This window comes from Mycobacterium sp. E3298 (assembly GCF_001666895.1).
Lineage (GTDB): Bacteria > Actinomycetota > Actinomycetes > Mycobacteriales > Mycobacteriaceae > Mycobacterium.
In genome coordinates this window covers 1-23,500 of sequence record NZ_LZJB01000278.1, presented here as the reverse complement: position 1 = coordinate 23,500, position 23,500 = coordinate 1, and the positions used below count along the sequence as shown (strand labels likewise).

At 67.9% G+C, this 23,500-nt stretch carries 21 protein-coding genes; 18 read left to right on the top strand and 3 right to left on the bottom strand.

Going from position 1 to position 23,500, the window contains the following annotated elements:
- The 9 genes from A9X05_RS13140 to A9X05_RS13100 all read left to right on the top strand — a co-directional run.
- A partial coding sequence (locus A9X05_RS13140; protein ID WP_156736685.1) for a S8 family serine peptidase occupies window positions 1–559 on the top strand: 559 nt, incomplete at its 5' end.
- A 19-nt stretch (window positions 560–578) separates the two neighbouring features.
- Window positions 579–1,775 (top strand): type VII secretion protein EccE, encoded by a 1,197-nt coding sequence (gene eccE / locus A9X05_RS13135; RefSeq protein WP_067781843.1) that lies wholly within the window; start codon window positions 579–581, stop codon window positions 1,773–1,775.
- A complete protein-coding gene (gene eccA / locus A9X05_RS13130; protein ID WP_067757181.1) occupies window positions 1,772–3,604 on the top strand; it encodes a type VII secretion AAA-ATPase EccA in 1,833 nt (610 codons plus the stop codon). The genes eccE and eccA overlap by 4 nt, the downstream gene beginning before the upstream one ends.
- A 387-nt stretch (window positions 3,605–3,991) precedes the next feature.
- On the top strand, window positions 3,992–4,276 hold the full coding sequence (locus A9X05_RS13125; RefSeq protein ID WP_067757178.1) for a WXG100 family type VII secretion target: 285 nt from the start codon (window positions 3,992–3,994) through the stop codon (window positions 4,274–4,276).
- 624 nt (window positions 4,277–4,900) lie between these two features.
- On the top strand, window positions 4,901–6,160 hold the full coding sequence (locus A9X05_RS13120; RefSeq protein WP_067757175.1) for a PPE family protein: 1,260 nt from the start codon (window positions 4,901–4,903) through the stop codon (window positions 6,158–6,160).
- A 66-nt stretch (window positions 6,161–6,226) separates the two neighbouring features.
- Window positions 6,227–7,639: a PPE family protein gene (locus A9X05_RS13115; protein WP_067757172.1), complete on the top strand. Its 1,413-nt coding sequence runs from the start codon at window positions 6,227–6,229 to the stop codon at window positions 7,637–7,639.
- A 96-nt stretch (window positions 7,640–7,735) separates the two neighbouring features.
- The gene (locus A9X05_RS13110) at window positions 7,736–8,059 is read left to right on the top strand and encodes a DUF732 domain-containing protein (RefSeq protein WP_067757168.1); all 324 of its coding nucleotides are present in this window, start codon (window positions 7,736–7,738) and stop codon (window positions 8,057–8,059) included.
- Window positions 8,060–8,150: 91 nt separating this feature from the next.
- Window positions 8,151–8,471 carry a DUF732 domain-containing protein gene (locus A9X05_RS13105; protein ID WP_067757165.1) on the top strand — a complete coding sequence of 107 codons (321 nt, stop codon included), beginning with the start codon at window positions 8,151–8,153 and terminating at the stop codon, window positions 8,469–8,471.
- A gap of 157 nt (window positions 8,472–8,628) precedes the next feature.
- A complete protein-coding gene (locus A9X05_RS13100) occupies window positions 8,629–9,339 on the top strand; it encodes an MgtC/SapB family protein (protein WP_067757163.1) in 711 nt (236 codons plus the stop codon).
- Here the strand turns inward: A9X05_RS13100 and A9X05_RS13095 are convergent.
- Window positions 9,336–10,532, bottom strand: a complete 1,197-nt coding sequence (locus tag A9X05_RS13095; protein WP_067757160.1) for an NAD(P)/FAD-dependent oxidoreductase — start codon at window positions 10,530–10,532, stop codon at window positions 9,336–9,338. The genes A9X05_RS13100 and A9X05_RS13095 overlap by 4 nt on opposite strands.
- Window positions 10,533–10,633: 101 nt before the next feature.
- On the opposite strand from A9X05_RS13095, the gene A9X05_RS13090 reads away from it, so the two are divergent.
- Together A9X05_RS13090 and A9X05_RS13085 are read left to right on the top strand one after the other, a co-directional pair.
- The gene (locus A9X05_RS13090) at window positions 10,634–11,566 is read left to right on the top strand and encodes a sterol desaturase family protein (RefSeq protein WP_067757157.1); all 933 of its coding nucleotides are present in this window, start codon (window positions 10,634–10,636) and stop codon (window positions 11,564–11,566) included.
- Window positions 11,567–11,660: 94 nt separating this feature from the next.
- Window positions 11,661–12,341, top strand: coding sequence for a hypothetical protein (locus A9X05_RS13085; protein ID WP_067757154.1), 681 nt, complete (start codon window positions 11,661–11,663; stop codon window positions 12,339–12,341).
- 5 nt (window positions 12,342–12,346) lie between these two features.
- On the opposite strand, the gene A9X05_RS13080 is transcribed toward A9X05_RS13085, so the two are convergent.
- Entirely contained in the window at window positions 12,347–12,802 is a 456-nt protein-coding gene (locus tag A9X05_RS13080; protein WP_067757151.1) for a nitroreductase/quinone reductase family protein, read from the bottom strand.
- Between the two features lie 112 nt (window positions 12,803–12,914).
- On the opposite strand from A9X05_RS13080, the gene A9X05_RS13075 reads away from it, so the two are divergent.
- The 3 genes from A9X05_RS13075 (at window position 12,915) to A9X05_RS13065 (ending at window position 15,692) form a co-directional block, all read left to right on the top strand.
- On the top strand, window positions 12,915–13,598 hold the full coding sequence (locus A9X05_RS13075) for a TetR/AcrR family transcriptional regulator (RefSeq protein WP_197499050.1): 684 nt from the start codon (window positions 12,915–12,917) through the stop codon (window positions 13,596–13,598).
- 121 nt (window positions 13,599–13,719) lie between these two features.
- Window positions 13,720–14,223 (top strand): VOC family protein, encoded by a 504-nt coding sequence (locus tag A9X05_RS13070; protein ID WP_067757145.1) that lies wholly within the window; start codon window positions 13,720–13,722, stop codon window positions 14,221–14,223.
- Window positions 14,220–15,692 (top strand): FAD-binding protein, encoded by a 1,473-nt coding sequence (locus A9X05_RS13065; protein ID WP_067757142.1) that lies wholly within the window; start codon window positions 14,220–14,222, stop codon window positions 15,690–15,692. Before A9X05_RS13070 ends, A9X05_RS13065 begins: the two co-directional genes overlap by 4 nt.
- Window positions 15,693–15,717: 25 nt before the next feature.
- On the opposite strand, the gene A9X05_RS13060 is transcribed toward A9X05_RS13065, so the two are convergent.
- On the bottom strand, window positions 15,718–17,643 hold the full coding sequence (locus tag A9X05_RS13060; protein ID WP_067757139.1) for an ABC transporter ATP-binding protein/permease: 1,926 nt from the start codon (window positions 17,641–17,643) through the stop codon (window positions 15,718–15,720).
- Window positions 17,644–17,736: 93 nt separating this feature from the next.
- Between A9X05_RS13060 and A9X05_RS13055 the strand changes: the two genes are divergently transcribed.
- The 4 genes from A9X05_RS13055 (at window position 17,737) to A9X05_RS13040 (ending at window position 23,404) form a co-directional block, all read left to right on the top strand.
- A complete protein-coding gene (locus A9X05_RS13055) occupies window positions 17,737–19,389 on the top strand; it encodes an acetolactate synthase (RefSeq protein ID WP_067781841.1) in 1,653 nt (550 codons plus the stop codon).
- A gap of 106 nt (window positions 19,390–19,495) precedes the next feature.
- Entirely contained in the window at window positions 19,496–21,820 is a 2,325-nt protein-coding gene (gene secA2, locus A9X05_RS13050; RefSeq protein WP_067757133.1) for an accessory Sec system translocase SecA2, read from the top strand.
- A gap of 44 nt (window positions 21,821–21,864) precedes the next feature.
- Window positions 21,865–22,485, top strand: a complete 621-nt coding sequence (locus tag A9X05_RS13045) for a CDP-alcohol phosphatidyltransferase family protein (protein ID WP_067757130.1) — start codon at window positions 21,865–21,867, stop codon at window positions 22,483–22,485.
- Entirely contained in the window at window positions 22,478–23,404 is a 927-nt protein-coding gene (locus A9X05_RS13040) for a DUF881 domain-containing protein (protein ID WP_067757126.1), read from the top strand. Before A9X05_RS13045 ends, A9X05_RS13040 begins: the two co-directional genes overlap by 8 nt.
- Window positions 23,405–23,500: the final 96 nt, after the last annotated feature.

The window sequence follows — 23,500 nt, the reverse complement described above, 5'->3', positions numbered from 1 at the left end:
CCTGACGGTGGGGGCGGTCGACGAAGACGGCCGGCCGCAGACCGGGGGTCAGGGTCAGGGATCGACGAGCGTGGCCGGCCCGTGGGTGGGCATCGCCGCGCCGGGCACCGACGTCGTCGGTCTGTCCCCGCGTGACGACGGCGTCATCAACGCGATCGACGGACCGGACAACACGTTGCTGGTTCCCTCCGGCACCAGCTTCTCGGCCGCGATCGTGTCCGGCATCGCCGCGCTCGTCCGCGCCAAGTTCCCGCAGCTGTCGGCATACCAGGTCATCAACCGGTTGACTCGCACCGCCCGCGCACCGGCGCGTGGCGTGGACAACCAGATCGGCCACGGCATCGTCGATCCGGTGGCGGCCCTGACGTGGGACGTACCCGAAGGACCGTTGAAGCCCCCGCAGCAACTTTCAGCGCCGCTGAACATTCCGAGGCCCGCTCCGCACCGGGATATGGTGCCAGTTTGGGTGGCCGGCGGAGGCTTGCTCGCGGCGCTGCTGATCGGTGGGGGCGTGTTTGGTACGGCGATGCTGATGAAGCGATCGCGGAAGCAGCAATAAGGGCGGAGCAGTAACAGTCATGAAAGCTCAGCGCAAACTCGGGTTGTCGTTGACGTGGCCACGGGTCACCGCGGTGTTCCTTGTCGACGTCGCCATCTTGGTGGTGGGCAGCCACTGCCCGGAGTCCTGGCAGGGCACCTATCGCATCGCGTTCTGGGTGGGTGTCGGCCTCGCGGTGCTGGTCGCGCTGCTCTCCCTGGTCACCTATCACGGCGTCACGGTGACCTCGGCGTTGGCCACCTGGCTATGGGACTGGTCCGCCGACCCGGGGACGGCTCTGGGCGCCGGCTGCACGCCGGTGCTCGACTACCAGCGCAAGTTCGGGCGCGACAAGGTCGGCGTGCGCGAGTACGAGGGCCAGCTGGTGTCGGTCATCGCGGTGAACGGTGGTGACGACGACCCGTCGTCGCGCCACCGGCACCGGAACTCGTCGCCTACCCTGCTGGTGCAGGCTGTGGCTGATGGCTTGCGGCAGTTCGACATTCACCTCGATAACATCGACATCGTGTCGGTCAAGGTGCGCCGCGGCGGCAACGCCGCCGAGTTGTCGAAGCTCGACGACTGGGGCCCCGAGGAGTGGGAGGTGGCCAACGGGCAGCCCACCTCGTACGTTCGCCGCACCTGGCTGGTGTTGCGGATGAACCCGCAGCGCAACATCGCCGCCGTGGCGGTCCGCGATTCGCTGGCTTCGACCTTGGTGGCGGCCACCGAGCGGCTGGCGCAGGACCTCGACGGAATCAATTGCGCTGCAAAGCCTTTGACCGCCGAGGAGATCACCGAGGTGGACCGCGCGGTGCTGGCGGATCTGGAGCCGACCTGGAGCCGGCCCGGCTGGCGCCACCTCAAGCACTTCAACGGCTTCACCACCAGCTTCTGGGTGACGCCCGCCGACCTCACCACCGACACCCTCGACGAGCTGTGGGAGGCGGACACCGTCGCCACGGTGCTGACGGTCCGGCTCACCGCCCCCGCGGGCCGGCCGCAGGTGTCGGCCTGGGTGCGCTACCACAGCGAGAAGCGGCTGCCCCGGGACATCTCCGCCGGCCTCAACCGCCTCACCGGACGCCAGTTGGCCGCGGTCCGCGCCAGCTTGCCCGCCCCCGCAACACACGCCACGCTCGTCGTGCCGAGCCGTGCCGTGCGTGACGACGACGAGCTCACGCTGTCGGTCGGCCAGTTGCGAGAGAGCCCGGCGGGCGTGCCTGTGGCGCAATGACGCGCCCGCAATCGACCGCTGAGGGCGCCCGCAACGCGATGGTCGCCGGCCTGTTGGCATCGGGGATATCGGTCAACGGGCTGCAACCCAGTCACAATCCTCAGGTCGCGTCGCAGATGTTCACCACGGCCAGCAACCTGGACCCCGGCATGTGCGACGCCTGGCTGGCGCGGTTGCTGGCGGGGGAGCGCAGCATCGAGGTGCTCTCCGGCGCGTGGGCGTCGATCCGGACGTTCGGATGGGAGACGCGCAGGCTCGGGGTCACCGACCTGGAGTTCCGTCCCCAGGTTTCCGACGGGCTGTTCCTCCAGCTGGCCGTCACCAGCGCCGAGTCGTTGGCGTGTGCCTATGCGGCCGTCCTGGCCGAGGCCAAACGCTACGAGGAGGCGTCGGAACTACTCGACGGGGTGGAACCGCGCCAGCCCTTCGAGCAGGAGCTGGTCGACTACGTGCGGGGCGTGTTGTATTTCCGCACCGGACGCTGGCCGGATGTGCTCAACCAGTTCCCCGAGGGCAAGGTCTGGCGACAGCCGGAGCTCAAGGCCGCCGGCGCCGCGATGGCGACGACGGCGCTGGCGTCACTCGGCGTCTTCGAGGAAGCATTGCGGCGCGGCCAGGACGCCGTCGAGGGTGACCGGGTGCCGGGCGCGGCCAACATCGCCCTGTACACCCAGGGCATGTGCCTGCGGCACCTGGGCCGCGAAGACGAGGCCGTCGAACTGTTGCGCCGGGTGTATTCGCGGGATCCGAAGTTCACCCCGGCCCGGGAAGCGCTGGACAACCCGAACTACCGGCTGGTCCTGACGGACCCGGAAACCATTGAGGCGCGGACGAATCCATGGGATCCGGATAGCGCACCCACCCGCGCCGAGACGGAGGCCGCTCGCCACGCGGAGGAGGCCGCGAAGTACCTCGCCGAAGGTGACGCGGAGCTCAACGCGATGCTGGGGATGGAACGGGCCAAGCGGGAGATCAAGCTCATCAAGTCGACGACGAAGGTGAACCTGGCGCGCGCCAAGATGGGCCTCCCCGTGCCGGTGACGTCGCGCCACACCCTCTTGTTGGGTCCGCCCGGAACCGGTAAGACGTCGGTGGCGCGAGCCTTTGCCAAGCAGCTGTGCGGCTTGACGGTGCTGCGCAAGCCGGTGGTGGTGGAAACCAGCCGGACCAAGCTGTTGGGTCGCTACATGGCCGACGCGGAGAAGAACACCGAGGAGATGCTCGAGGAAGCCCTGGGCGGGGCGGTGTTCTTCGACGAGATGCACACGCTGCACGAGAAGGGGTACCAGCAGGGCGACCCCTACGGCAACGCGATCATCAACACGTTGCTGCTGTACATGGAGAACCATCGCGACGAACTCGTCGTCTTCGGTGCGGGTTATGCGAAGGCGATGGAGAAGATGCTCGACGTGAATCAGGGTCTGCGCCGGCGGTTTTCGACCGTGATCGAGTTCTTCAGCTACACGCCGGACGAGCTTGTCGCGTTGACCCGGTTGATGGGCCAGGAGAACGAGGACGTTATCACCGAGGAAGCCGCCCATTCCCTACTGCCGTCCTACACCCGGTTTTATCTCGACGAGAGTTACTCCGAAGACGGCGACCTGATCCGCGGCATCGACACCCTCGGTAATGCCGGATTTGTGCGCAACGTGGTGGAGAAGGCCCGCGATCACCGCAGTTTCCGCCTGGACGACGAGGACCTCGACGCGGTGTTGGCCAGCGAGGTCACCGAGTTCAGCGAGCGTCAACTGCTGCGGTTCAAAGAACTGACCCAGGAGGATCTCGCCGAGGGTCTCAGCGCCGCAGTCGCCGAGAACAAGTCGACTTAGTTCGGTTCGGGCGCTTCTGCGCGGGATGCCGGGAATCTGGATCCCCGCGGCCGGCACGAGCGGCCGCCAGTACGAGACCGCCCGCCATACGCGTTCCTTGTGAGCGTCATGCCGCGGTCTGACGGGGAAACCGTTGCGGCAAGCGGCCAGCGAGTCGATGCGCCGCGCGCGGAAGCCGGTACGTGGGCCGGCTTCGGCGGTGACGGATCGTGGTCGAGAACTACGCGTCGTCGGCAACCTCGCCACCGTCGAATCCGGGGTGGCAAGCGGGCGCGAAAACGACCATGACCAGGAGAAACCAGCTCCCAGGAAACTGTCAGCAGCTAATCAGCGGCGCGACAGCATACCCGTTTTACCCTTCGTGTTGATGAACGGTAGGGGTACGCAATGGCAATTAATTATCAGTTCGGCGACGTAGACGCGCACGGCGCCACGATTCGCGCTCAGGCGGCGTGTCTGGAGGCTGAGCACCAGGCCATCGTTCGCGATGTGCTTGCTGCGGGTGACTTCTGGGGCGGTGCCGGTTCGGTGGCCTGCCAGGAGTTCATCACCCAGTTGGGTCGCAACTTCCAGGTGATCTACGAGCAGGCCAACGCGCACGGGCAGAAGGTGCAGAGCGCCGGCAACAACATGGCCAGCACCGACAGCGCCGTCGGTTCGAGCTGGGCGTAATTGCGTCTGAGACCGAGGTAATTAGTTCGGGCCGACACGCGAGCCATGGTGCGAGCGTTAAGCCGCCGCCATTCGCGGCATCGCCCCGCATGCGGGCATTTTGTTGTTTTTAATATGGCTTGAGGAGGTTGCGGCTCACAGCTATTGCAACAAATTCAAATAATGCAGCGAGATCGGCCGAAGTGCGATTCGGCTGATTAACGCTTTCGGGGGGTATCGCGGTTTACCAGTTCTGTGTGAACCGTTGCTCTGCGTCGCTATGAGACGCTTAAGCAGGCAATAGTTGAATTTGGTAGATAGCTGTCTGCGGACAATCCTCACACCAGTCGGCAGTGCGATGACATTCACTTTTTACATTCCGTAAACGCGGCGGGAACGCGGGCCGAATACTTTTCGCTCACGATGATCGTATATTGATTGAGCGGTGTTTGACTTGAGTCGGACGTCAATCTTGTCGGGGATATCAGCTAAGGAAGAGAATGGTCCGTTGTCTGCAGCATGCGAAATAAGCCCATGTCTTCTGTAGCCGATTTCATGTGTTTCCTTAGAACCGCGGCGCGGATGCGGCCGAGGCAGCAAGGCCGCGCCTACCATGGCGGCCACTTGCGGGACCGGAGGTAGTAGATGCTGGATTTCGGGGCGCTTCCGCCGGAGATCAACTCGGGGCGGATGTATGTCGGTGCGGGCTCGGGCCCGCTGCTGGCCGCCGCGGCGGCCTGGGACGAATTGGCCGCAGAGTTGCAGGCCGCGGGCGCGTCGTACAACGCGACCATCGAAACGTTGGCGACCGGGCCCTGGACGGGCCCTTCGTCGATGGCGATGGCGTCCGCCGCGGCGCCATACGTGGCGTGGATCAACGCCACCGGTGCTCAGGCCGAGGCGGCCGGCGCCCAGGCCAAGCTGGCCGCGGGCGCCTACGAGGCCGCGTTCGCGGCCACCGTCCCACCACCGGTTATCGCGGCCAATCGCGCCCTGCTGGCGGCCCTGATCGCGACCAACATCCTCGGCCAGAACACGCCGGCGATCGCCGCCACCGAAGCGCAGTACATGGAGATGTGGGCACAGGACGCCGCCGCTATGTACGGCTACGCGGCATCGTCGGCGACCGCGTCGCAGCTGACACCGTTCGCCGAGCCGCCCCAGACCACCAACGAGTCGGCCGGGCCGATGCAGGCGGCAGCCGTCACCCAGTCGAGTGCACAGTCGAGCGGCAACACCGCCGCGCAGCTGTCCCAGCTGAGCACGACGATGCAGACCGCGGTCAATGCCGGCAACGCGGCTCCGAACGCCGGCACGACCGGGACCGGCCTCACCACCGGAATCGGACAAAACCTGGACTACTGGAACAACATCTGGTCGGTGCTGACGGGCCCGTATTCCCCTCAGTCGTGGAGCAGCGTCCCGGGCGGTCCGTTCCTGTCCTTCGGTCAGGCGTACGCGTGGGGTCAGAACGGCCAGAGCGCCGCCGCCTACTTGTCCGGCCCGAAGGCAATCACTGGCGCTCTCGCCCCGCTGACCAGTGGCTCGAGTGCGGTGAAGCCGATGCTCAGCTCCGCCGTTGGGCCCGTGTCCGGATCCATGGGGGAGGCGCGCGTGATCGGGAGCATGTCGGTACCACAGGGCTGGACGCAAGCGGCTCCGGCGATTCGAACGATCGCCCAGGTGCTGCCTACCAACCTGGCCGCCGCGCCCGCCGCGCTGGCCGGCGAAGAGGGCGTCTTCAGCCAGATGGCCCTGTCCGGCTTGGCGGGACGCGCGATTGCCGCCAGCGCGACCCACTCCGTCGGAGGCACCGCCGCGGCGGCCGGCGCACTGGGCGGCGCGGTCGCCGAGGCCGATCCCGCCGCGGCCACCATCATCGTGATCCCTTACATCGAGGAGTGACCGCGATGACCGCCACGCACAGCAGCCCAGCACCGTCGACCCAAGCGCCTGAGTAAGGGGACAGCAATGTTTTACGGAGCCTTTCCGCCGGAGTTCAACTCGGGCCGGATGTACACCGGGCCGGGAGTGGGTTCACTGGTGGCCGCCGCGACGGCCTGGGAGAACCTGGCCACCGAACTGCAGTCCACCGCCACCGCCTATTCCGGGGTGATCTCCAGCCTGACTACTGGGCCGTGGGTGGGCCCGTCATCGGTCGCGATGGCGTCCGCGGCGTACCCGTACGTCGCCTGGATGCAGCAGACCGCCGCCCAGGCCCAGGAAGCCGCGAGCCAAGCGTCCGCGGCGGCGGCGGCCTACGAGACGGCGTTCGCCGCCCACGTGCCGCCTCCGGTGATCGCGGAAAACCGCGCGCTCTTGGCGCAGCTGATGGCGACCAACCTGCTCGGGCAGAACACGGCGGCGATCGCCGCCACCGAGACACAGTACGGCGAAATGTGGGCCCAAGACGCCGTGGCCATGGACACCTACGCCAGTTCGTCGGAGGCGGCCACCCGATTGACCCCGTTCGCCGAGCCGCCGCAGACCACCACCGGCGCGGGCACCACGACGCAAGCGGCCGCGATGAGCCAATCCGCGGGCACGTCGGCGGGCAGCGTGGCGTCCACCATCAACTCGGCGGCCACCTCGCTCACCGCGGGCCCGGGCAACCCGATCCTGGCATGGCTCTCGCAGCTGGCCACCCAATACAACACCGCGATCACCACGTTCTTGAAAGGCTTCGGCACGACTCCCGCCGGCACCCCGCTGATCACCGCCATGTACAACGCGGTCAAGGTGCCGCTCGGGCTGACCACACAGTTCAACGACGTTGGGTTGCTGATCAACTTTCCCCTGTCGCAATGGCTCAAATTCGCCCCACCTATCGCGTATGGGGCGTTGCCGAAGGATGCCCTGGGGGCCGGCCTGGGGGTGCTGGGCTTCGGCCGGGGGACGCTGTACGACGCGATCAGCCCGGCGGCGGGCTTTGCGCGCGGCACTTTGGTTGGGCAGTTGACCGTGCCGCCCAGCTGGGCCTCGGCCACACCAGCCATCAGGACGGTCGCCGCCGCGTTGTCGGCCGCCGGACCCGAGGCCGTGCCCGCGGCCGCCCTGGGCGAGGGCGGCCTGTTCAGTTCGATGGGGATGGCGGGAATGCTGGGCAGCGCCCTCGGCGCAGGCGGACCGACCGTGGTGGGCGCCAGCGTGCGCAACCGGATGAAACCGATCAAGGACCTCAAAGACAAACAATCGCCGGAACAACTCAAGCGTCTGGTCGCGCAGATATCGGAAAAACCCGAAACCGTCCAGCACCACAATGTCGACCCGGAGGGGCTCGACGCCCTGCTCGAGCAGCTGGCGAAGAAGCCCGGCATCCACGCGGTGCACCTGAAGAAGGGAGACAAGTCCAAGGTCCTGCCCGCCGATGCCCAGTTGGGTTGAGGGGCAAGGCCATTCAGAATCCAGGTGTGGTCTGTCAAACGGTCTGGCAGGCAACGCCTCCGATCCTCTTGCCGCCGCCATGAAAGAAGGTAGGTAATGAAACGGCTGCTGGCGCCACTGGGCGCTTTCCTCGTAATCGGACTGGCCGCACCGGCATACGCGGATCCGCCGCCAGTGCCGGACGGTGACGACGGCGCGTTCCTCTCAGCCCTGCATCAAGCCGGCTTCACCTTCGCCAGCCCGGACGCAGCCGTCGGGGCGGGCCGGGCGGTGTGCTCGTGCTTGAACAACGGCGAGTCGGGCCTGGAGCTGGTCCACGACGTCAAGATGCACAACCCGGGGATGGACATGGAGATGGCTTCCAACTTCGCGATGATTTCCGCGAAGTACTACTGCCCGCACCACCTCAGCAAAGCTTGACCCGCTCCGGCCGAGTTGAGCTGAACGATAAGGCGATTCAGCCGTGATTCCGCGCTGCGCTCGACCGGCCGTCGTGAGACAATCCTCGGCTATGAGGCTGCTGGTGGCTCTGCTCGGCGTCTGGGCTGGGATCGGGCTCGCCGCGCCGGCCTACGCTGATCCGGACACCGGTGCCGTCGACGAGTCGAGCTTCCTCGCTTCGCTGCGGAGCGCTGGCATCACCTACAAGACGCCCGACGCGGCCGTCCAGTTCGCCAGGGCCGTGTGCGAGTCGATGAACAGCGGCGAGTACGGGCCCCAAATGGTGAGCGAATTGCAGGCGCAGAACCCCGGACTCACCGCCGATCACGCGACGTCGTTCCTGGCGATCGCCGCGAAATACTATTGCCCTCAGAAGCTCAGCGCGCGATAGCGCGGCGCCCGTCCTGACCGCGGCGCAACGGCAAGGCGCCCCACAGGTTTCGCGCGCATTGCCGTATCGCATCCGGTTCGGTTGGGGTCCACCCGCTGTTCACCTGGGCCTGATTAGCTGCGGCTGCGTCGGATGGTCATGAGGGGAAGGAGTGCCGATGGAGACGCTGAGCGTCGCCGACTTCGCGCTCCGGCTCGCCGTCGGAGTGGGCTGCGGCGCCCTGATCGGCCTTGAGCGGCAATGGCGGGCGCGCCGGGCCGGCCTGCGCACCAACGCGCTGGTGGCCGGCGGCGCGACGTTGTTCGTGCTGTACGCCGCCGCCACCACGGACACCAGCCCCACCCGGGTCGCGTCTTACGTGGTGTCCGGCATCGGGTTCCTCGGCGGTGGCGTGATCCTGCGCGAAGGGGTGAACGTCCGCGGCCTCAACACCGCCGCCACCCTGTGGTGCTCCGCGGCCATCGGCGTCCTGGCGGCCTCCGGGCACCTGGTCTTCGCGTTGATCGGTACGGGGACCGTCATCGCCATCCACGTCTTCGGGCGCCCGCTTGGCCGGCTGATCGACCGCGACAACACCGGCGACGAAGACGAAAGCCTGCGGCCATATCTGGTGCAGGTGGTCGCCCGCCCGAAACACGAGAAATACGCGCGCGCCCAGATCGTGCAGCACGCGAGCGGCAACGACATCACGCTGCGCGGCATCCATACCGCGCACGCCGGCGACGACGAGGTCACCTTGACCGCTCACCTCCTCATGGACGGGGACGCCCCGTCCCGGCTGGAGCGGTTGGTCGCGGAACTCTCCCTACAGCCGGGAGTCCGTGCGGTGCAGTGGTACGCCGGCGACGAAGCGCAGTCCGACCGCTAAGGACGGGGCTGCAGCTCCGGCGCGGCGGCCGCCAGTAGGTCGGCGCGGTCGCCGCTCAGCGGCGGGTAGATCCGCCGGGCGTTGATCGTCCGCTTCGTCTCCTTGGCCCGCGCGCCGCTCGACACGACCACCCGGTCCCACCCCTCGGTGTAGACCGCGCCGGCCGGCCCGAGGTCGAGAACCGTGACATACCAAGGGATTCGGAGTGGCAGGAGCGGCTCTCCGAACAGGTCGCTGATGACGTTGTACCCGGCATAGCGGCCCATGGGGCGGCCGTGTTGACACGACATGACCGACAGGTGGTCGTCGTCCATGCGGGCGGCGGCGACATCGCCCGCGGCGAAGACCGCGGGCACACCGATGACCCGCAGGCAGTCATCGACGGGCACCCGACCCAGGCCGTCGCGCGCCACCGGCAGTTGCTCGGTCAGCGGGCTGGCCCGCATGCCGGCACACCACACCACGGTGGCCGCCGCGAGGCGCTCGCCGGAGGTGAGCGACACACCGCCCTCGTCGATCGCGGCAACACCCACTCCCGCCCGGGCTTCGACGCCGTTGGCCGATAGGGCCTCTTCGATCACCGGGCGCGCCGAGGCGCCCATGTCGGAAAAGTTCCGGCTGCGATCCAGCAACACCACCCGGGGAGCAATGCCGGTCGCGGCGAACAGCCGCCGCAACCTGTCCGGCAGCTCGCAGGACACTTCTATCCCGGTCAGCCCCGCCCCGACCACGACCACGGTGCCGGCCGCGGGCGTCGGCGAATCGTCGGCCAGCCGGCGGAGGTGGTCCCGCAGCGCCAGCGCTCCGTCGTAGGTGTCCACGTCGAAGGCGAACTCCCGCACGCCCGGTAGGGCCGGTTTGGCCACACGGCTGCCCGACGCCAGCACCAGCCGGTCGTAGGCGTACGTCGCACCGCCCGCCGTGGCGACGGTGCGGGCGTCGGTGTCGATGGCGGTCACCTCGGTGGCGACGTGTGCCACCCCGACGGGGTCGAGCAGGTCGGCGAGCGGGATGCGGCACGGGGTCAGGTCGGCCTCGTAGTTGCGCACCCGGATGTCGTGGAACGGCCGGGCGGCCAGCACCGTGATGTCGACCGTGCCCGCCGGAATGGCGAGCTCGTCGAGCCGGCGGGCGGCCCCGAGCGCCGCCCACAACCCGGCGAACCCCGAGCCGATCACCACCACAGCGCTCAACGCTCGACACCTCACGTCGGTCGATCCCGTCACCACAGTGTGGGCCGCATGCCGGACCAAGGCGACCCGGCGGTGCGGCCAATCGTCGTAGTCTTATGCCTGTGAGTGCGCTTTCAGAGTTCGTGACCGCCCTGCCCCCGCAGCTGCGGGACCCGGTGCTGCTCGCCGTTCCCTTCTTCTTGCTGCTGTTGACGCTGGAATGGTCGGCGGCGCGCAAGCTGGAAAGCATCGTCGGCGACGCCCGGCCGGCGTCCGGCGCGTACTTCACCCGCGACGCGATGGCCAGCATCTCGATGGGTCTGGTTTCGGTGGGCACCACCGCCGCGTGGAAGACACTGGCACTGTTCGGCTACGCCGCCCTGTACGCCTACGTGGCGCCCTGGCACCTCTCGGTCGGCCGTTGGTACACCTGGGTGATCGCGCTGGTCGGCGTCGACCTGCTGTACTACGCCTACCACCGGATCGCGCACCGGGTGCGGTTGATCTGGGCGACGCACCAGGCCCATCACTCCAGCGAATACTTCAACTTCGCGACGGCCCTGCGCCAGAAGTGGAACAACAGCGGCGAGATCCTGATGTGGGTTCCGCTGCCGTTGCTGGGGATACCGCCCTGGATGGTGTTCTTCAGCTTCTCGATCAGCCTCATCTACCAGTTCTGGGTGCACACCGAGCGGATCGACAAGTTGCCGCGGCCGTTCGAGTTCGTGTTCAACACCCCGTCGCACCACCGCGTGCACCACGGGATGGACCAGATCTACCTCGACAAGAACTACGGCGGAATCCTCATCATCTGGGACCGGCTGTTCGGCAGCTTCCAGGCCGAGCTCTTCCGGCCGCACTACGGCCTCACCAAGCGGGTCGACACGTTCAACATCTGGAAGCTGCAGACCCGCGAATACGTCGCGATCGCCCGCGACTGGCGTACGGCGACTCGGCTTCGCGATCGCCTGGGCTACGTTTTCGGGCCGCCCGGTTGGGCGCCGCGCGGCGCGGAGCAGGCCGAGGCGGCCGTTGCGGTGGCGACATCGACGTAACGCCGGTGACGGACGGCGCGAAGACTTCTGCGTAACGCAAAGTCACGCCGTAATCTCAAATCGGTCGAGATTTGGCCCCGACGGATCGGAGTACATGGTGCGTCGCCTGGCAATGCGCGCATTCATCGCGTCGGTCACCGCGGCCGCGCTCGCGCAGTGGCTGCCGCTTGCGCCGGCCGAAGCGGACCCCGTTGTGGTCTATCCGGGCATGGAGATCCACCAGGGCAACCGCGTCTGCACGCTGGGCTACGTCGATCCCGGCATGAAGATCGCCTTCACCGCGGGGCACTGCCGGGGTGGCGAGGGGGTCGTCACCGACCGCGGCGGAGCGGTCATCGGCCGGCTGGCGGCCTTCCGGGACAACACTCCCAGCGGGACGACGGTGGCGACCGACCAGTTGATCACCGACTATGAGGCGATCGTGCTGGACAACGGCGTGATGGCGAACAACGTCCTGCCTGGCGGACGTCAACTGATTTCGAACCCGGCGGCGGCGCTGGCACCCGGGCAGGCGATCTGCCATTTCGGCGTGAGCACCGGCGAAACATGCGGGACGGTGGAGAGCGTGAACAACGGCTGGTTCACCATGTCGCACGGCGTGCAGAGCCACAACGGCGACTCCGGCGGCCCGGTGTATCTGCCTTCCAGCGCCGGTCCCGGGCTGCTCGTGGGGATCTTCAACAGCGTGTGGGGTGATTTTCCGGCCGCGGTGTCGTGGCGGGCGACGTCCGAAGAGGTCCGTGAGGATCTCGGGGTGGCGCGGGGCGCTCGGTAGGCCCTTCAGCGGGTCGCGTCGGCCGCCGCGAGGGCGAACACCGGGATGGTGGGCGCGACCGCGCGGAATTGCTCGTCGGTGCTGTCCGGGGTCAGCCCGGCGACGTAGTCCTTCACCTGCCAATACCAGCGGTCGAGGTAGCGTCGCAGCAGCTCCGGTTTGGCCGCGTCGGCGACCTCGCTGACTCGGGCGCGCCGCCGGCGCCAGCGGGGGCCCGTCTCGACGACCCCCGCGGCCCGCACGTTGCGGGCCCACTGGGTGTTGCCGCGGGGTGAGACCAGGTAGTCCACGCCGTCGACCGTCAGCACGTTGATGACCACCGCACGCGGTTTACCGCTCTTGCGCCCGCGGACGCGCAGCGCACGCGTCCCGGCGATGCTGACACCCATCTCGGCGAGCCAGCGGATCACCGCGTTGGCGGCGCGTGCGGCCCCGTTCGGTTCTTCGTATCGCGTGGACATGTCGCGTCCTCTCTCGCAATCTAACGAGAGCACTGCTCTCTTTGCCCGCGACACTGCCACAGTCCTGGCCGGAAAGCAAGAGCGGTGATCTCGGTTGTGCCAGACTGGCCGCGTGGGCAAACGCCAGGACACCCGGGAGCAGACCGAGGCGCGCATCATCGAGCTGGGTCGCCGGCAGCTGGTGGATCGTGGGGCGGCCGGATTGTCCGTGCGCGCGATCGCCCGCGACCTCGGCATGGTGTCGTCGGCCGTGTACCGGTACGTGTCCAGCCGCGACGAGTTGCTGACGTTGCTGCTGGTCGACGCCTACTCGGATCTGGCCGACGCCGTGGACCGCGCACGCGAGACGGTCGGCGAGCTCTGGAGCGACGATGTCATCGCGATCGCCCGCGCGACCCGGCGATGGGCCGTCGCGCACCCCTCCCGATGGGCCCTGCTGTACGGCAGTCCGGTGCCCGGCTACCACGCCCCGCCAGAGCGCACGGTGGTCGCGGGAACCCGGGTGGTGGCGGCCTTCTTCGACGCCGTTGCATCCGGGATCGCCACCGGGGACATCAGGCTGACGGATGTCGTTGCCCCACAACCGATGTCGTCGGACTTCGAACGGATTCGCCACGAGTTCGGTTTTCCCGGCGACGACCAGGTGGTCGCCAAGTGCTTTCTGCTGTGGGCCGGGGTGCTGGGAGCAATCAGCCTCGAGGTGTTCGGGCAATACGGCAGTGACACCCTGACCGACCCCGAGGCGGTGTTCGACGCGCAGCTTGGGCTGCTGGTGGACGTGCTGGCCCGGCACTGACGGGTCGGCCGGGCGAATTAGAACATGTTCACCCGGCTTTCACAGCGGCGCGCCGGCCCGCGACGGCAAAGTTTTCGCGGCCCTTTCTGGCGGCCGAGGCACTGGACTATCCTGCGAGACGATGACCCTTCCCGTTCAATCGCCGACGCAGATCGCCTGGGTTACCACCGACCTGGATGCCACCGAAACCGCCCTCACCGGCCTGTTAGGTGTGCGCAAGTGGGTGCGGATACCCGAGGTGCACTTTGCTCCGGACACCTGCAGTTACCTCGGCAAGCCGGCCGATTTCGTCGCCAGCATCTCGTTGAGCTATCTCGGTGACATGCAGCTGGAGCTGATTCAGCCGGTCAGCGGGGAGAACATCTATAGTGACTTTCTGCGCGAATCCGCGCCGGGTCTGCACCACATCTGCATAGAGGTCGAAAGCCCGCAGCAATTCGACGCAACATTGGCCGAGGCGGTGGAGTTCGGGGCCCCGGTGGTGCAGCAGGGCGTGATGCCCGGCGGCATTCAGTTCGCCTATGTGTCGGCGCCCCGGGCGGCAGTCCCGTTCGTGGAGATCGCGTACATAGCGCCCGAAATGAGGGCGTTTTACGACTACATCAAACAGGAGCAGCGCCAATGAGCACCGAGATTCCGGCAACGGTCAACGCGGACGACGTCACATCGTGGTCGGATGACGTTGACGTCGTGGTGGTCGGCTTCGGAATCGCGGGCGGCTGCGCCGCCGTCAGCGCCGCGGCCGCCGGGGCGCGAGTGCTGGTGCTCGAGCGCGCCGCCGTGGCGGGCGGCACGACTTCGCTTGCGGGCGGCCACTTTTACCTCGGTGGGGGCACGGCGGTCCAGCGGGCGACCGGCCACCCCGATTCGCCCGAGGAGATGTACAAGTACCTGGTCGCCGTGTCCCGGCAGCCGGACCACGAGAAGATTCGGGCCTACTGCGAGGGCAGCGTCGAGCATTTCGATTGGTTGGAAGACTTGGGCTTTCAGTTCGAGCGCAGCTACTTCCCGGGCAAGGCTGTCATCCAGCCCAACACCGAGGGCCTGATGTTCACCGGCAACGAGAAGGTGTGGCCCTTCCTGGAGCAGGCCGTGCCCGCGCCGCGCGGGCACAAGGTGCCGGTGCCCGGTGACACCGGGGGCGCCAGCATGGTCATCGATCTGCTGCTGAAGCGCGCCGCCAGCTTGGGCGTCCAGATCCGGTACGAGACCGGAGCCACCGAGCTCATCCTGGACGGTTCGGGTTCCGTCAGCGGTGTGATGTGGAAGCACTTCGCCGAAACCGGTGCGATCAAAGCAAAGTCGGTGATCATTGCCGCCGGGGGATTCGTGATGAACCCCGAGATGGTTGCCAAGTACACGCCGAAGCTGGCCGAGAAGCCGTTCGTGCTGGGCAATACCTACGACGACGGCCTCGGCATCCGGCTGGGCGTTTCGGCAGGCGGCGCAACCGAACACATGGACCAGATCTTCATCACGGCGCCGCCCTACCCGCCGTCGATCCTGTTGACCGGCATCATCGTCAACAAGCTCGGCCAGCGTTTCGTCGCCGAAGATTCCTACCATTCGCGGACTTCCGGGTTCATCATGGACCAGCCCGACAGCGCGGCGTTCCTCATCGTCGACGAGGCGCACCTGGAGCACCCGAAGATGCCGCTGGTTCCGCTGATCGACGGCTGGGAAACCGTCCCGGAAATGGAAGCGGCGCTTGGCATTCCGGAGGGCAACCTGGTGGCAACGCTCGACCGCTACAACGCCAACGCCGCCCGCGGCGAGGACCCCGACTTTCACAAGCAGCCCGAATTCCTTGCGGCGCAGGATCAAGGCCCCTGGGGCGCGTTCGACATGTCACTGGGCAAGGCGATGTATGCCGGTTTCACGATCGGTGGTCTGGCCACGTCCGTCGACGGCGAGGTGCTGCGCGAAGACGGCACCGTCGTGCCCGGCTTGTATGCGGCCGGCGCCTGCGCCTCCAACATCGCCCAGGACGGCAAGGGCTACGCGAGCGGCACCCAACTGGGGGAGGGCTCGTTCTTCGGGCGCCGCGCCGGAGCGCACGCGGCGCACGGCGCCGGGAGCGCGCAGGAGCGGTAAGACACCGCGCCGGAGCGCGAAGGCGTTAGACGCCCGCGGGCTCCTTCTTCTCCTCCACGGGGCCCAACCGCCAGGGGCCGCCGCCGAGCAATTGCAGCTGTTGTTCGTGATGCTGCTCGACGGTGGGCCGATGACTGACGCTGACCACGACGCAGTCCGGGAGCTCGGTCCGAACCAATTGATAGAGCGCGAATTCCAGGCCCTCGTCGAGCGCGGAGGTGGCCTCGTCCAGGAAGACGGCCTTCGGTTTGGTCAGCAGGATCCGCGCGAAAGCGACCCGCTGCTGTTCGCCGGGGGAGAGCACCTTGGCCCAATCGCGCTCCTCGTCGAGCCGGTCGAGCAGGGGGGCCAGCGCGACTTTGGTGAGCACCTCCTGCAATTCGTCATCGGAAACTCCGTCCGGCGAGTTCGGATAGCACACGACGGTGCGCAAGCTGCCCAGCGGCACGTAGGGCAATTGCGAGAGGAACATCGTCGCGTTCTCGCCGTCGGGACGGCACAGGGTCCCGGACGCATACGGCCACAACTCGGCCAGGCTGCGCAGTAGCGTGGTCTTGCCCGCGCCGGAGCGTCCGGTGATCACCAGCGAGTCACCTTCGGCCAGTTGAACATCCAGCGGATCGATCAGCCGGTCGCCGCCCGGCGTGCGCACCTCGACGTCGCGCAGCTCGACGGCCGTCTCCTCGCTCGGCTTGACCAGCATGGTCGGCAGCGCGCGGCCCTGACTGTTGGCGTCGACCAGGCCGTGCAACCGGATGATGGCCGCCCGGAAGGCGGCGAAGGCGTCGTAGTTGTTGCGGAAGAAGGACAGTGAATCGTGAATGTTGCCAAAGGCGGTCGCGCTCTGGCCGACGTCGCCGAAGTCGATCTGCCCGGCGAACAGCCGCGGCGCCTGAATCACCCAAGGCAGCGGGACGATCGCCTGGGACACCGACCAGTTCCACCCGTTGAAGATGATGGTCCGGCGCACGAACTTGCGGTAGTTGTCGATGATCGGCGTGAACCGCCGCCACAGTTGCGTCCGCTCGACGCGCTCACCGCGGTAGAAGCCCACGGCCTCGGCGGCGTCGCGCAGTCGCACCAAGGCATAGCGGAACGCGGCGTTCAGTTTCTCGTTGTTGAAGCTCAGCCGGATCAGCGGATGTCCCAGCCACACCGCGACCAGCGTGGCGATGAACACGTAGACCAGGACCGTCCAGAACATCGCGCGCGGAAAGTCGACGCCGAACACGTTGAGGTTTCCCGACAGGTTCCACAGAATCGCGGCGAAGGAGATCACCGAGGCGACCGCGTTGACGGCCCCGAACAGCAACGTGCTGCCGGTCCCGTTGGACGGGATGTTCGGCGTGCCGCCCGCGTTCGCGGTGAAGATGTCGATGTCCTGCTGGATGCGCTGGTCGGGGTTGTCGATCGTGTTGTCGATGAACAGGTCCCGGTAATAGGCCCGGCCGTCAAGCCAGTCGTCGGTGAGATGCGACGTCAGCCATATGCGCCAGGCGATGATGAACCGCTGGGTCAGGTAGATGTCGATCATGAACCGGATGACGTACAGGGTGGCCAGCACGCTGAAGATCGCGATGGACATCCAGAAGCCATGAATGCCGGACTGTTTGACCGCGTCGTCGTCGGCCGCTATGCCCTGGACCGCCTTCTGCACCGCCGTGTACAGGTCGTTGCCCTGGTAGCTGAGCAACACCGTCAGCCGGACCGAGAGCAGCACCGACAGCAACAGCACGCCGAGCATCAGCCACACGCCGACGCTGCGCGCCCCGACGAAGTACCCGCGCGTGATCCGCCAGAACTGCCGCCCCCACGGGGTGAGATATCTGAACAGCACCAACGCGACGAACAGACAGACGGCGCTGATCAGCCAGGCGATGGCGACCCACCGCAGGGAATCCACGGCCGCCGCCGACCAGTTGATCGAGGGCTTGAACGGCTTTGGACCCATGGTCGCTGTCTCCTCACGGTCGCGCTGGTGGACTCGGCTGGCACTTCAAATCCTCCGGCGAAGGTACCCGAAGGATCTGGATAGGCTGCGGTTATGAGCACCGACGCCATTCCCACCCAAACATTGCACGCCGGCCGGCTCATCGCGCGGCGCCTGCGGGCCAGCGGTGTAGACACCCTCTTCACGTTGTCCGGCGGCCACCTGTTCTCGGTCTACGACGGCTGCCGCGAGGAGGGGATCCGGCTGATCGATACCCGCCACGAGCAGACCGCGGCCTTCGCCGCCGAAGGATGGTCGAAAGTGACGCGGGTGCCCGGCGTCGCCGCACTCACGGCGGGACCGGGCGTCACCAACGGGATGAGCGCGATGGCGGCCGCACAGCAGAACCAGTCGCCGCTCGTCGTGCTGGGCGGCCGGGCACCGGCCGGGCGGTGGGGAATGGGTTCGCTGCAGGAGATCGACCACGTGCCGTTCGTGGCGCCGCTGGCCCGCTTCGCCGCGACGGCGCAGTCCGCCGAGGACGCCGGCCGGCTCGTCGACGAGGCGTTGCGGGCGGCGGTCGGCGCACCCTCGGGGGTCGGCTTCGTCGACTTCCCCATGGACCACGTGTTTTCCATGTCCGAGGATCACGGGCGTCCCGGTGCCCTCACCGACCTGCCGCCGGGTCCCGGCGTGGACGACCTGGACGGCGCCGCCCTGGGCCGCGCCGCGAGCCTGCTGTCGGCGGCCCGGCGGCCGGTCATCATGGCCGGCACCAACGTCTGGTGGGGGCACGGGGAGGCCGCCCTGCTGCGCCTCGCCGAGGAACTCCAGATCCCGGTCCTGATGAACGGGATGGCCCGCGGCGCGGTGCCCGCCGATCACCCGTTGGCGTTCTCTCGGGTGCGAGGAAAAGCGTTGGGCGAGGCCGATGTTGCGCTGATCGTCGGGGTGCCGATGGATTTCCGGCTGGGCTTCGGCGGGGTGTTCGGGCCGCAGACCCGGCTCATCGTGGTGGACCGCGCCGAACCCGAACGCAGGCATCCGCGCCCGGTCGAAGCCGAGCTCTACGGCGACCTGTTGTCCATACTCGCGGCCCTCGCGTCCGGGGGCGGGACCGACCACCGCGACTGGATCGACGAACTGCGCACCGCCGAGACCGCCGCGCGCGGAAAGGAAAAGGCCGATCTGGCCGACGAGCGCGTGCCGCTGCATCCCATGCGGGTGTACGCGGAGCTGGCGCCGATGCTGGACCGCGACGCCATCGTCGTCATCGACGCCGGCGACTTCGGGTCCTACGCCGGCCGGGTGATCGACAGCTATCAGCCGGGCTGCTGGCTGGACAGCGGCCCCTTCGGCTGCCTCGGCTCGGGCCCCGGTTACGCGCTGGCCGCCAAGCTGGCCCGGCCGGACCGTCAGGTCGTCCTGCTGCAGGGCGACGGCGCCTTCGGGTTCAGCGGCATGGAATGGGACACCCTGGTCCGGCACAACGTGCCCGTGGTCTCGGTGGTCGGCAACAACGGGATCTGGGCGTTGGAGAAACATCCGATGGAGGCGCTGTACGGCTATTCGGTGGTGGCGGAACTGCGGCCGGGCACCCGCTACGACGAGGTGGTGCGCGCCCTGGGCGGCCACGGCGAGCTGGTCTCCGCGCCGGCGGAGCTGCGGCCCGCGCTGGAACGCGCCTTCGCCAGCGGCCTGCCGTCGGTGGTCAACGTGCTCACCGACCCCGGCGTCGCCTACCCACGCCGATCCAACCTCGCTTGACGTGCCGGGCGGGGCCGCGAAGGTGCTGAAAATGCCACCGTCTGCGGCGTGTCGCCGGGCAGACACGCACGGTCGCGCCGGCGGGCGGCTCGCGTACCGTTGACCTGTGCCAAAGACCACCCGCGCGCAACCCGGCCGCCTGAGCAGCCGATTTTGGCGACTGCTCGGCGCCAGCACCGAGAAGAACCGCAACCGCTCCCTTTCCCAGGTCACCGACTCGTCCGAATACGACGAGGAGGCCGCCGGGCTCACCGACGAGCAGCTGCGGAAGGCCGCCAAGCTGCTCAAGCTAGACGACCTCGCCGAGTCTGAGGACATCCCGCAATTCCTGGCGATCGCCAGGGAGGCGGCCGAACGGGCGACCACGCTGCGCCCGTTCGACGTGCAGCTGCTCGGTGCGCTGCGAATGCTCGCCGGCGACGTCATCGAAATGGCCACCGGTGAGGGCAAGACGCTCTCCGGGGCGATCGCGGCGGCCGGCTACGCCCTCGCCGGGCGCCACGTGCACGTGGTGACGATCAACGACTACCTCGCCCGCCGCGACGCGGAGTGGATGGGCCCCCTGCTCGAGGCGATGGGGCTGACGGTCGGCTGGATCACCGCCGAGTCGACCAGCGAGGAGCGTCGCGCCGCCTATGGCTGCGACGTCACCTACGCCTCGGTCAACGAGATCGGTTTCGACGTGCTGCGCGACCAGCTCGTGGTCGACGTCGACGACCTGGTGTCGCCGAACCCCGACGTGGCCCTGATCGACGAGGCCGACTCGGTGCTCGTCGACGAGGCCCTGGTGCCGCTGGTGCTGGCGGGCACCACACACCGGGAGACCCCGCGGCTGGAGATCATCAAGCTGGTCGGCGAACTGTCCCCGGAAACGGATTACGACACCGACTCCGACAGCCGCAACGTCCATCTGACCGACGTCGGGGCGCGCAAGGTGGAGAAGGCGCTCGGCGGCATCGACCTCTACTCCGAGGAGCACGTCGGCACGACCCTGACCGAGGTCAACGTCGCGCTGCACGCGCACGTGCTGCTGCAGCGCGACGTGCACTACATCGTCCGGGACGACGCGGTGCACCTGATCAACGCCGCGCGCGGCCGCATCGCGCAACTGCAGCGCTGGCCCGACGGCCTGCAGGCGGCCGTCGAGGCGAAGGAGGGGATCGAGACCACCGAAACCGGGGAAGTGCTCGACACGATCACGGTCCAGGCATTGATCAACCGCTACGAGACGGTGTGCGGAATGACGGGCACCGCGCTGGCCGCCGGGGAGCAGCTGCGCCAGTTCTACAAGCTCGGCGTGTCACCGATTCCGCCGAATGAGCCCAACATTCGCGAGGACGAGTCCGACCGCGTCTACATCACCGCCGCCGCCAAGAACGACGGGATCGTCGAGCACATCGTCGAGGTGCACGAGACCGGGCAGCCGGTGCTGGTCGGGACCCGCGACGTGGCCGAGTCGGAGGAACTGCACGAGCGGCTGTTGCGCCGCGGTGTGCCCGCGGTGGTGCTCAACGCGAAGAACGACGCCGAGGAGGCGGAGGTCATCGCCGAGGCCGGCAAGTTCGGGGTGGTCACCGTCTCGACGCAGATGGCCGGACGCGGCACCGACATTCGGCTCGGTGGGTCCGACGAGGCCGACCACGACCGGGTAGCCGAGCTCGGCGGCCTGCACGTGGTGGGCACCGGACGGCATCACACCGAGCGGCTGGACAACCAGCTGCGCGGGCGCGCCGGCCGCCAGGGCGACCCCGGCTCGTCGGTGTTCTTCTCGAGCTGGGAAGACGATGTGGTCGCGGCCAACCTCGACCACAACAAGCTGCCGATGGAAACCGACGACGACGGCCGGATCGTCAGCCCCAAAGCGGCCGGGCTGCTCGACCACGCCCAGCGCGTCGCCGAGGGCCGGATGCTGGACGTGCACGCCAATACCTGGCGCTACAACCAGCTGATCGCCCAGCAGCGCGCCATCATCGTCGATCGCCGGAACACGTTGCTGCGCACCGCAACCGCGCGTGAGGAGCTCGCCGAACTGGCGCCCAAGCGGTACAAGGCGCTGTCCAAGGACATCGCCGAAGACCGTCTGGAGAAGATCTGCCGGCAGATCATGCTCTACCACCTCGACCGCGGGTGGGCCGATCACCTGGCGTACCTGGCGGACATCCGCGAAAGCATCCACCTGCGCGCGCTGGGCCGGCAGAACCCGTTGGACGAGTTCCACCGGCTGGCGGTCGATGCGTTCGCGTCGCTGGCCGCCGACGCCATCGAGGCCGCGCAGCAGACGTTCGAGACGGCCAACGTCCTCGAAGAGGAGCAGGGCCTGGATCTGTCCAAGCTGGCCCGGCCCACCTCGACGTGGACTTACATGGTCAACGACAATCCGCTGTCGGACGACACGCTGTCGACGCTCAGCCTGCCCGGGGTCTTCCGCTAAGCCGTTTAACGGACCGCAATATGGCCGCGTTAAGGTCACGGCTTATGGAGCCGGCGCTTCCATCCGACCGGGTGCTGACGGTGCCCAACGCGTTGAGCGCGATCCGCCTGGTGCTCATCGGGGTGTTCGTCTACGCCCTGCTGTTCGCCCACGCCAACGGTTGGGCGGTCGGGATCCTGATGTTCAGCGGCGCGTCGGACTGGGCCGACGGCAAGATCGCCCGACTGCTCAACCAGTCCTCGCGGCTCGGCGTCCTGCTGGATCCGGCGGTCGACCGCCTCTACATGATCTGCGTGCCCGTCGTGATGGCGCTGAGCGGGATCGTGCCGTGGTGGTTCGTCGGCATCCTGCTGGCGCGCGACGGGCTGCTGGCTGCGACGCTGCCGCTGCTGTGGAGCCGCGGCTTGTCCGCGCTGCCGGTGACCTACATCGGCAAGGCCGCCACGTTCGCGTTGATGTCGGGCTTTCCGCTGGTCCTGCTCGGCACGTGGGATGCCCTGTGGAGCCGGGTGGTCGGGGCCTGCGGCTGGGCCTTCCTGATCTGGGGCATGTATGGCTATCTGTGGGCGTTCGCGCTGTATGTGGTGCAGATGACGCTGGTCATCCGCCGAATGCCCCGGCTCAAACACGGCGCGCACCTGCCCGAGGCGGTCGATCGTGGCTGACCCTGACCGCCTGCTGGGCGGCTACGACCCCAACGCCGGCCGCAGCGCACACGTGGCGTCGCGGCCGAAGCTGATCCCGGTGCCTTCGCTCCTGCGCGCCCTGCTTTCCGAGCACCTCGATCCCGGCTACGCCGCGGCCGCGGAGAAGCGTCGCGGTGCTTCGACCCGCGAGGGCGGGCGTGAACGCGCCTTCGGCTGGCTCTGGCAGGCGTTGGCGGCGCTGCTGATCGCCACCGTCTTCGCCGCCGCCGTCGCGCAGGCGCGCTCGGTCGCCCCCGGTGTGCGCTCCGCGCAGCAGCTCTTGCTGGGCAACGTGCGTTCGACGGAGAGCACCGCGGCAAAACTCGCCCAACGGCGCAGCGAGCTGTCCGCTCGAGTCGACGACGTGCAGCGGCGCGCGCTGGCCGACGACGCCGAAGGACAGCGGCTATTGGCCCGTCTCGATGCGCTCGGCCTGGCGGCGGCGAGCCGGCCCGTCATCGGGCCCGGCTTGAAGGTGACCGTGACCGATCCAGGTGCCGGCCCCAACCTTTCCGACGTCTCCAAGCAGCGGGTCAGCGGCAGCAGGCAGATCATCCTGGACCGGGACCTGCAGCTGGTCGTCAACTCGTTGTGGGCGAGCGGGGCCGAGGCGATCTCGGTCGGCGGCGTCCGCATCGGGCCGAATGTGACCATCCGGCAAGCCGGCGGGGCGATCCTGGTCGACAACAACCCCACCAGCAGCCCGTACACGATTCTCGCGGTGGGCCCGCCCCGCGCGATGCGGGACGTCTTCGACCAGAGCTCGGGCCGGCAGCGCCTCAAGCTCCTCGAGGTCTCCTACGGTGTCGTCGTCACCGTGGACGCCGCCGACGGGCTGACACTTCCCGCCGGATCGATCCGGGATACCAAGTTCGCCAAACAGATTGGGCCACAGTGAGAAAAGTCCTCGGCAGACATCTTCGCCTGTGCGAGTCACGGAACGGCAAGCGCGCATGATCGGCATCGCGGCGCTGGCGATCGGCATCGTGCTGGG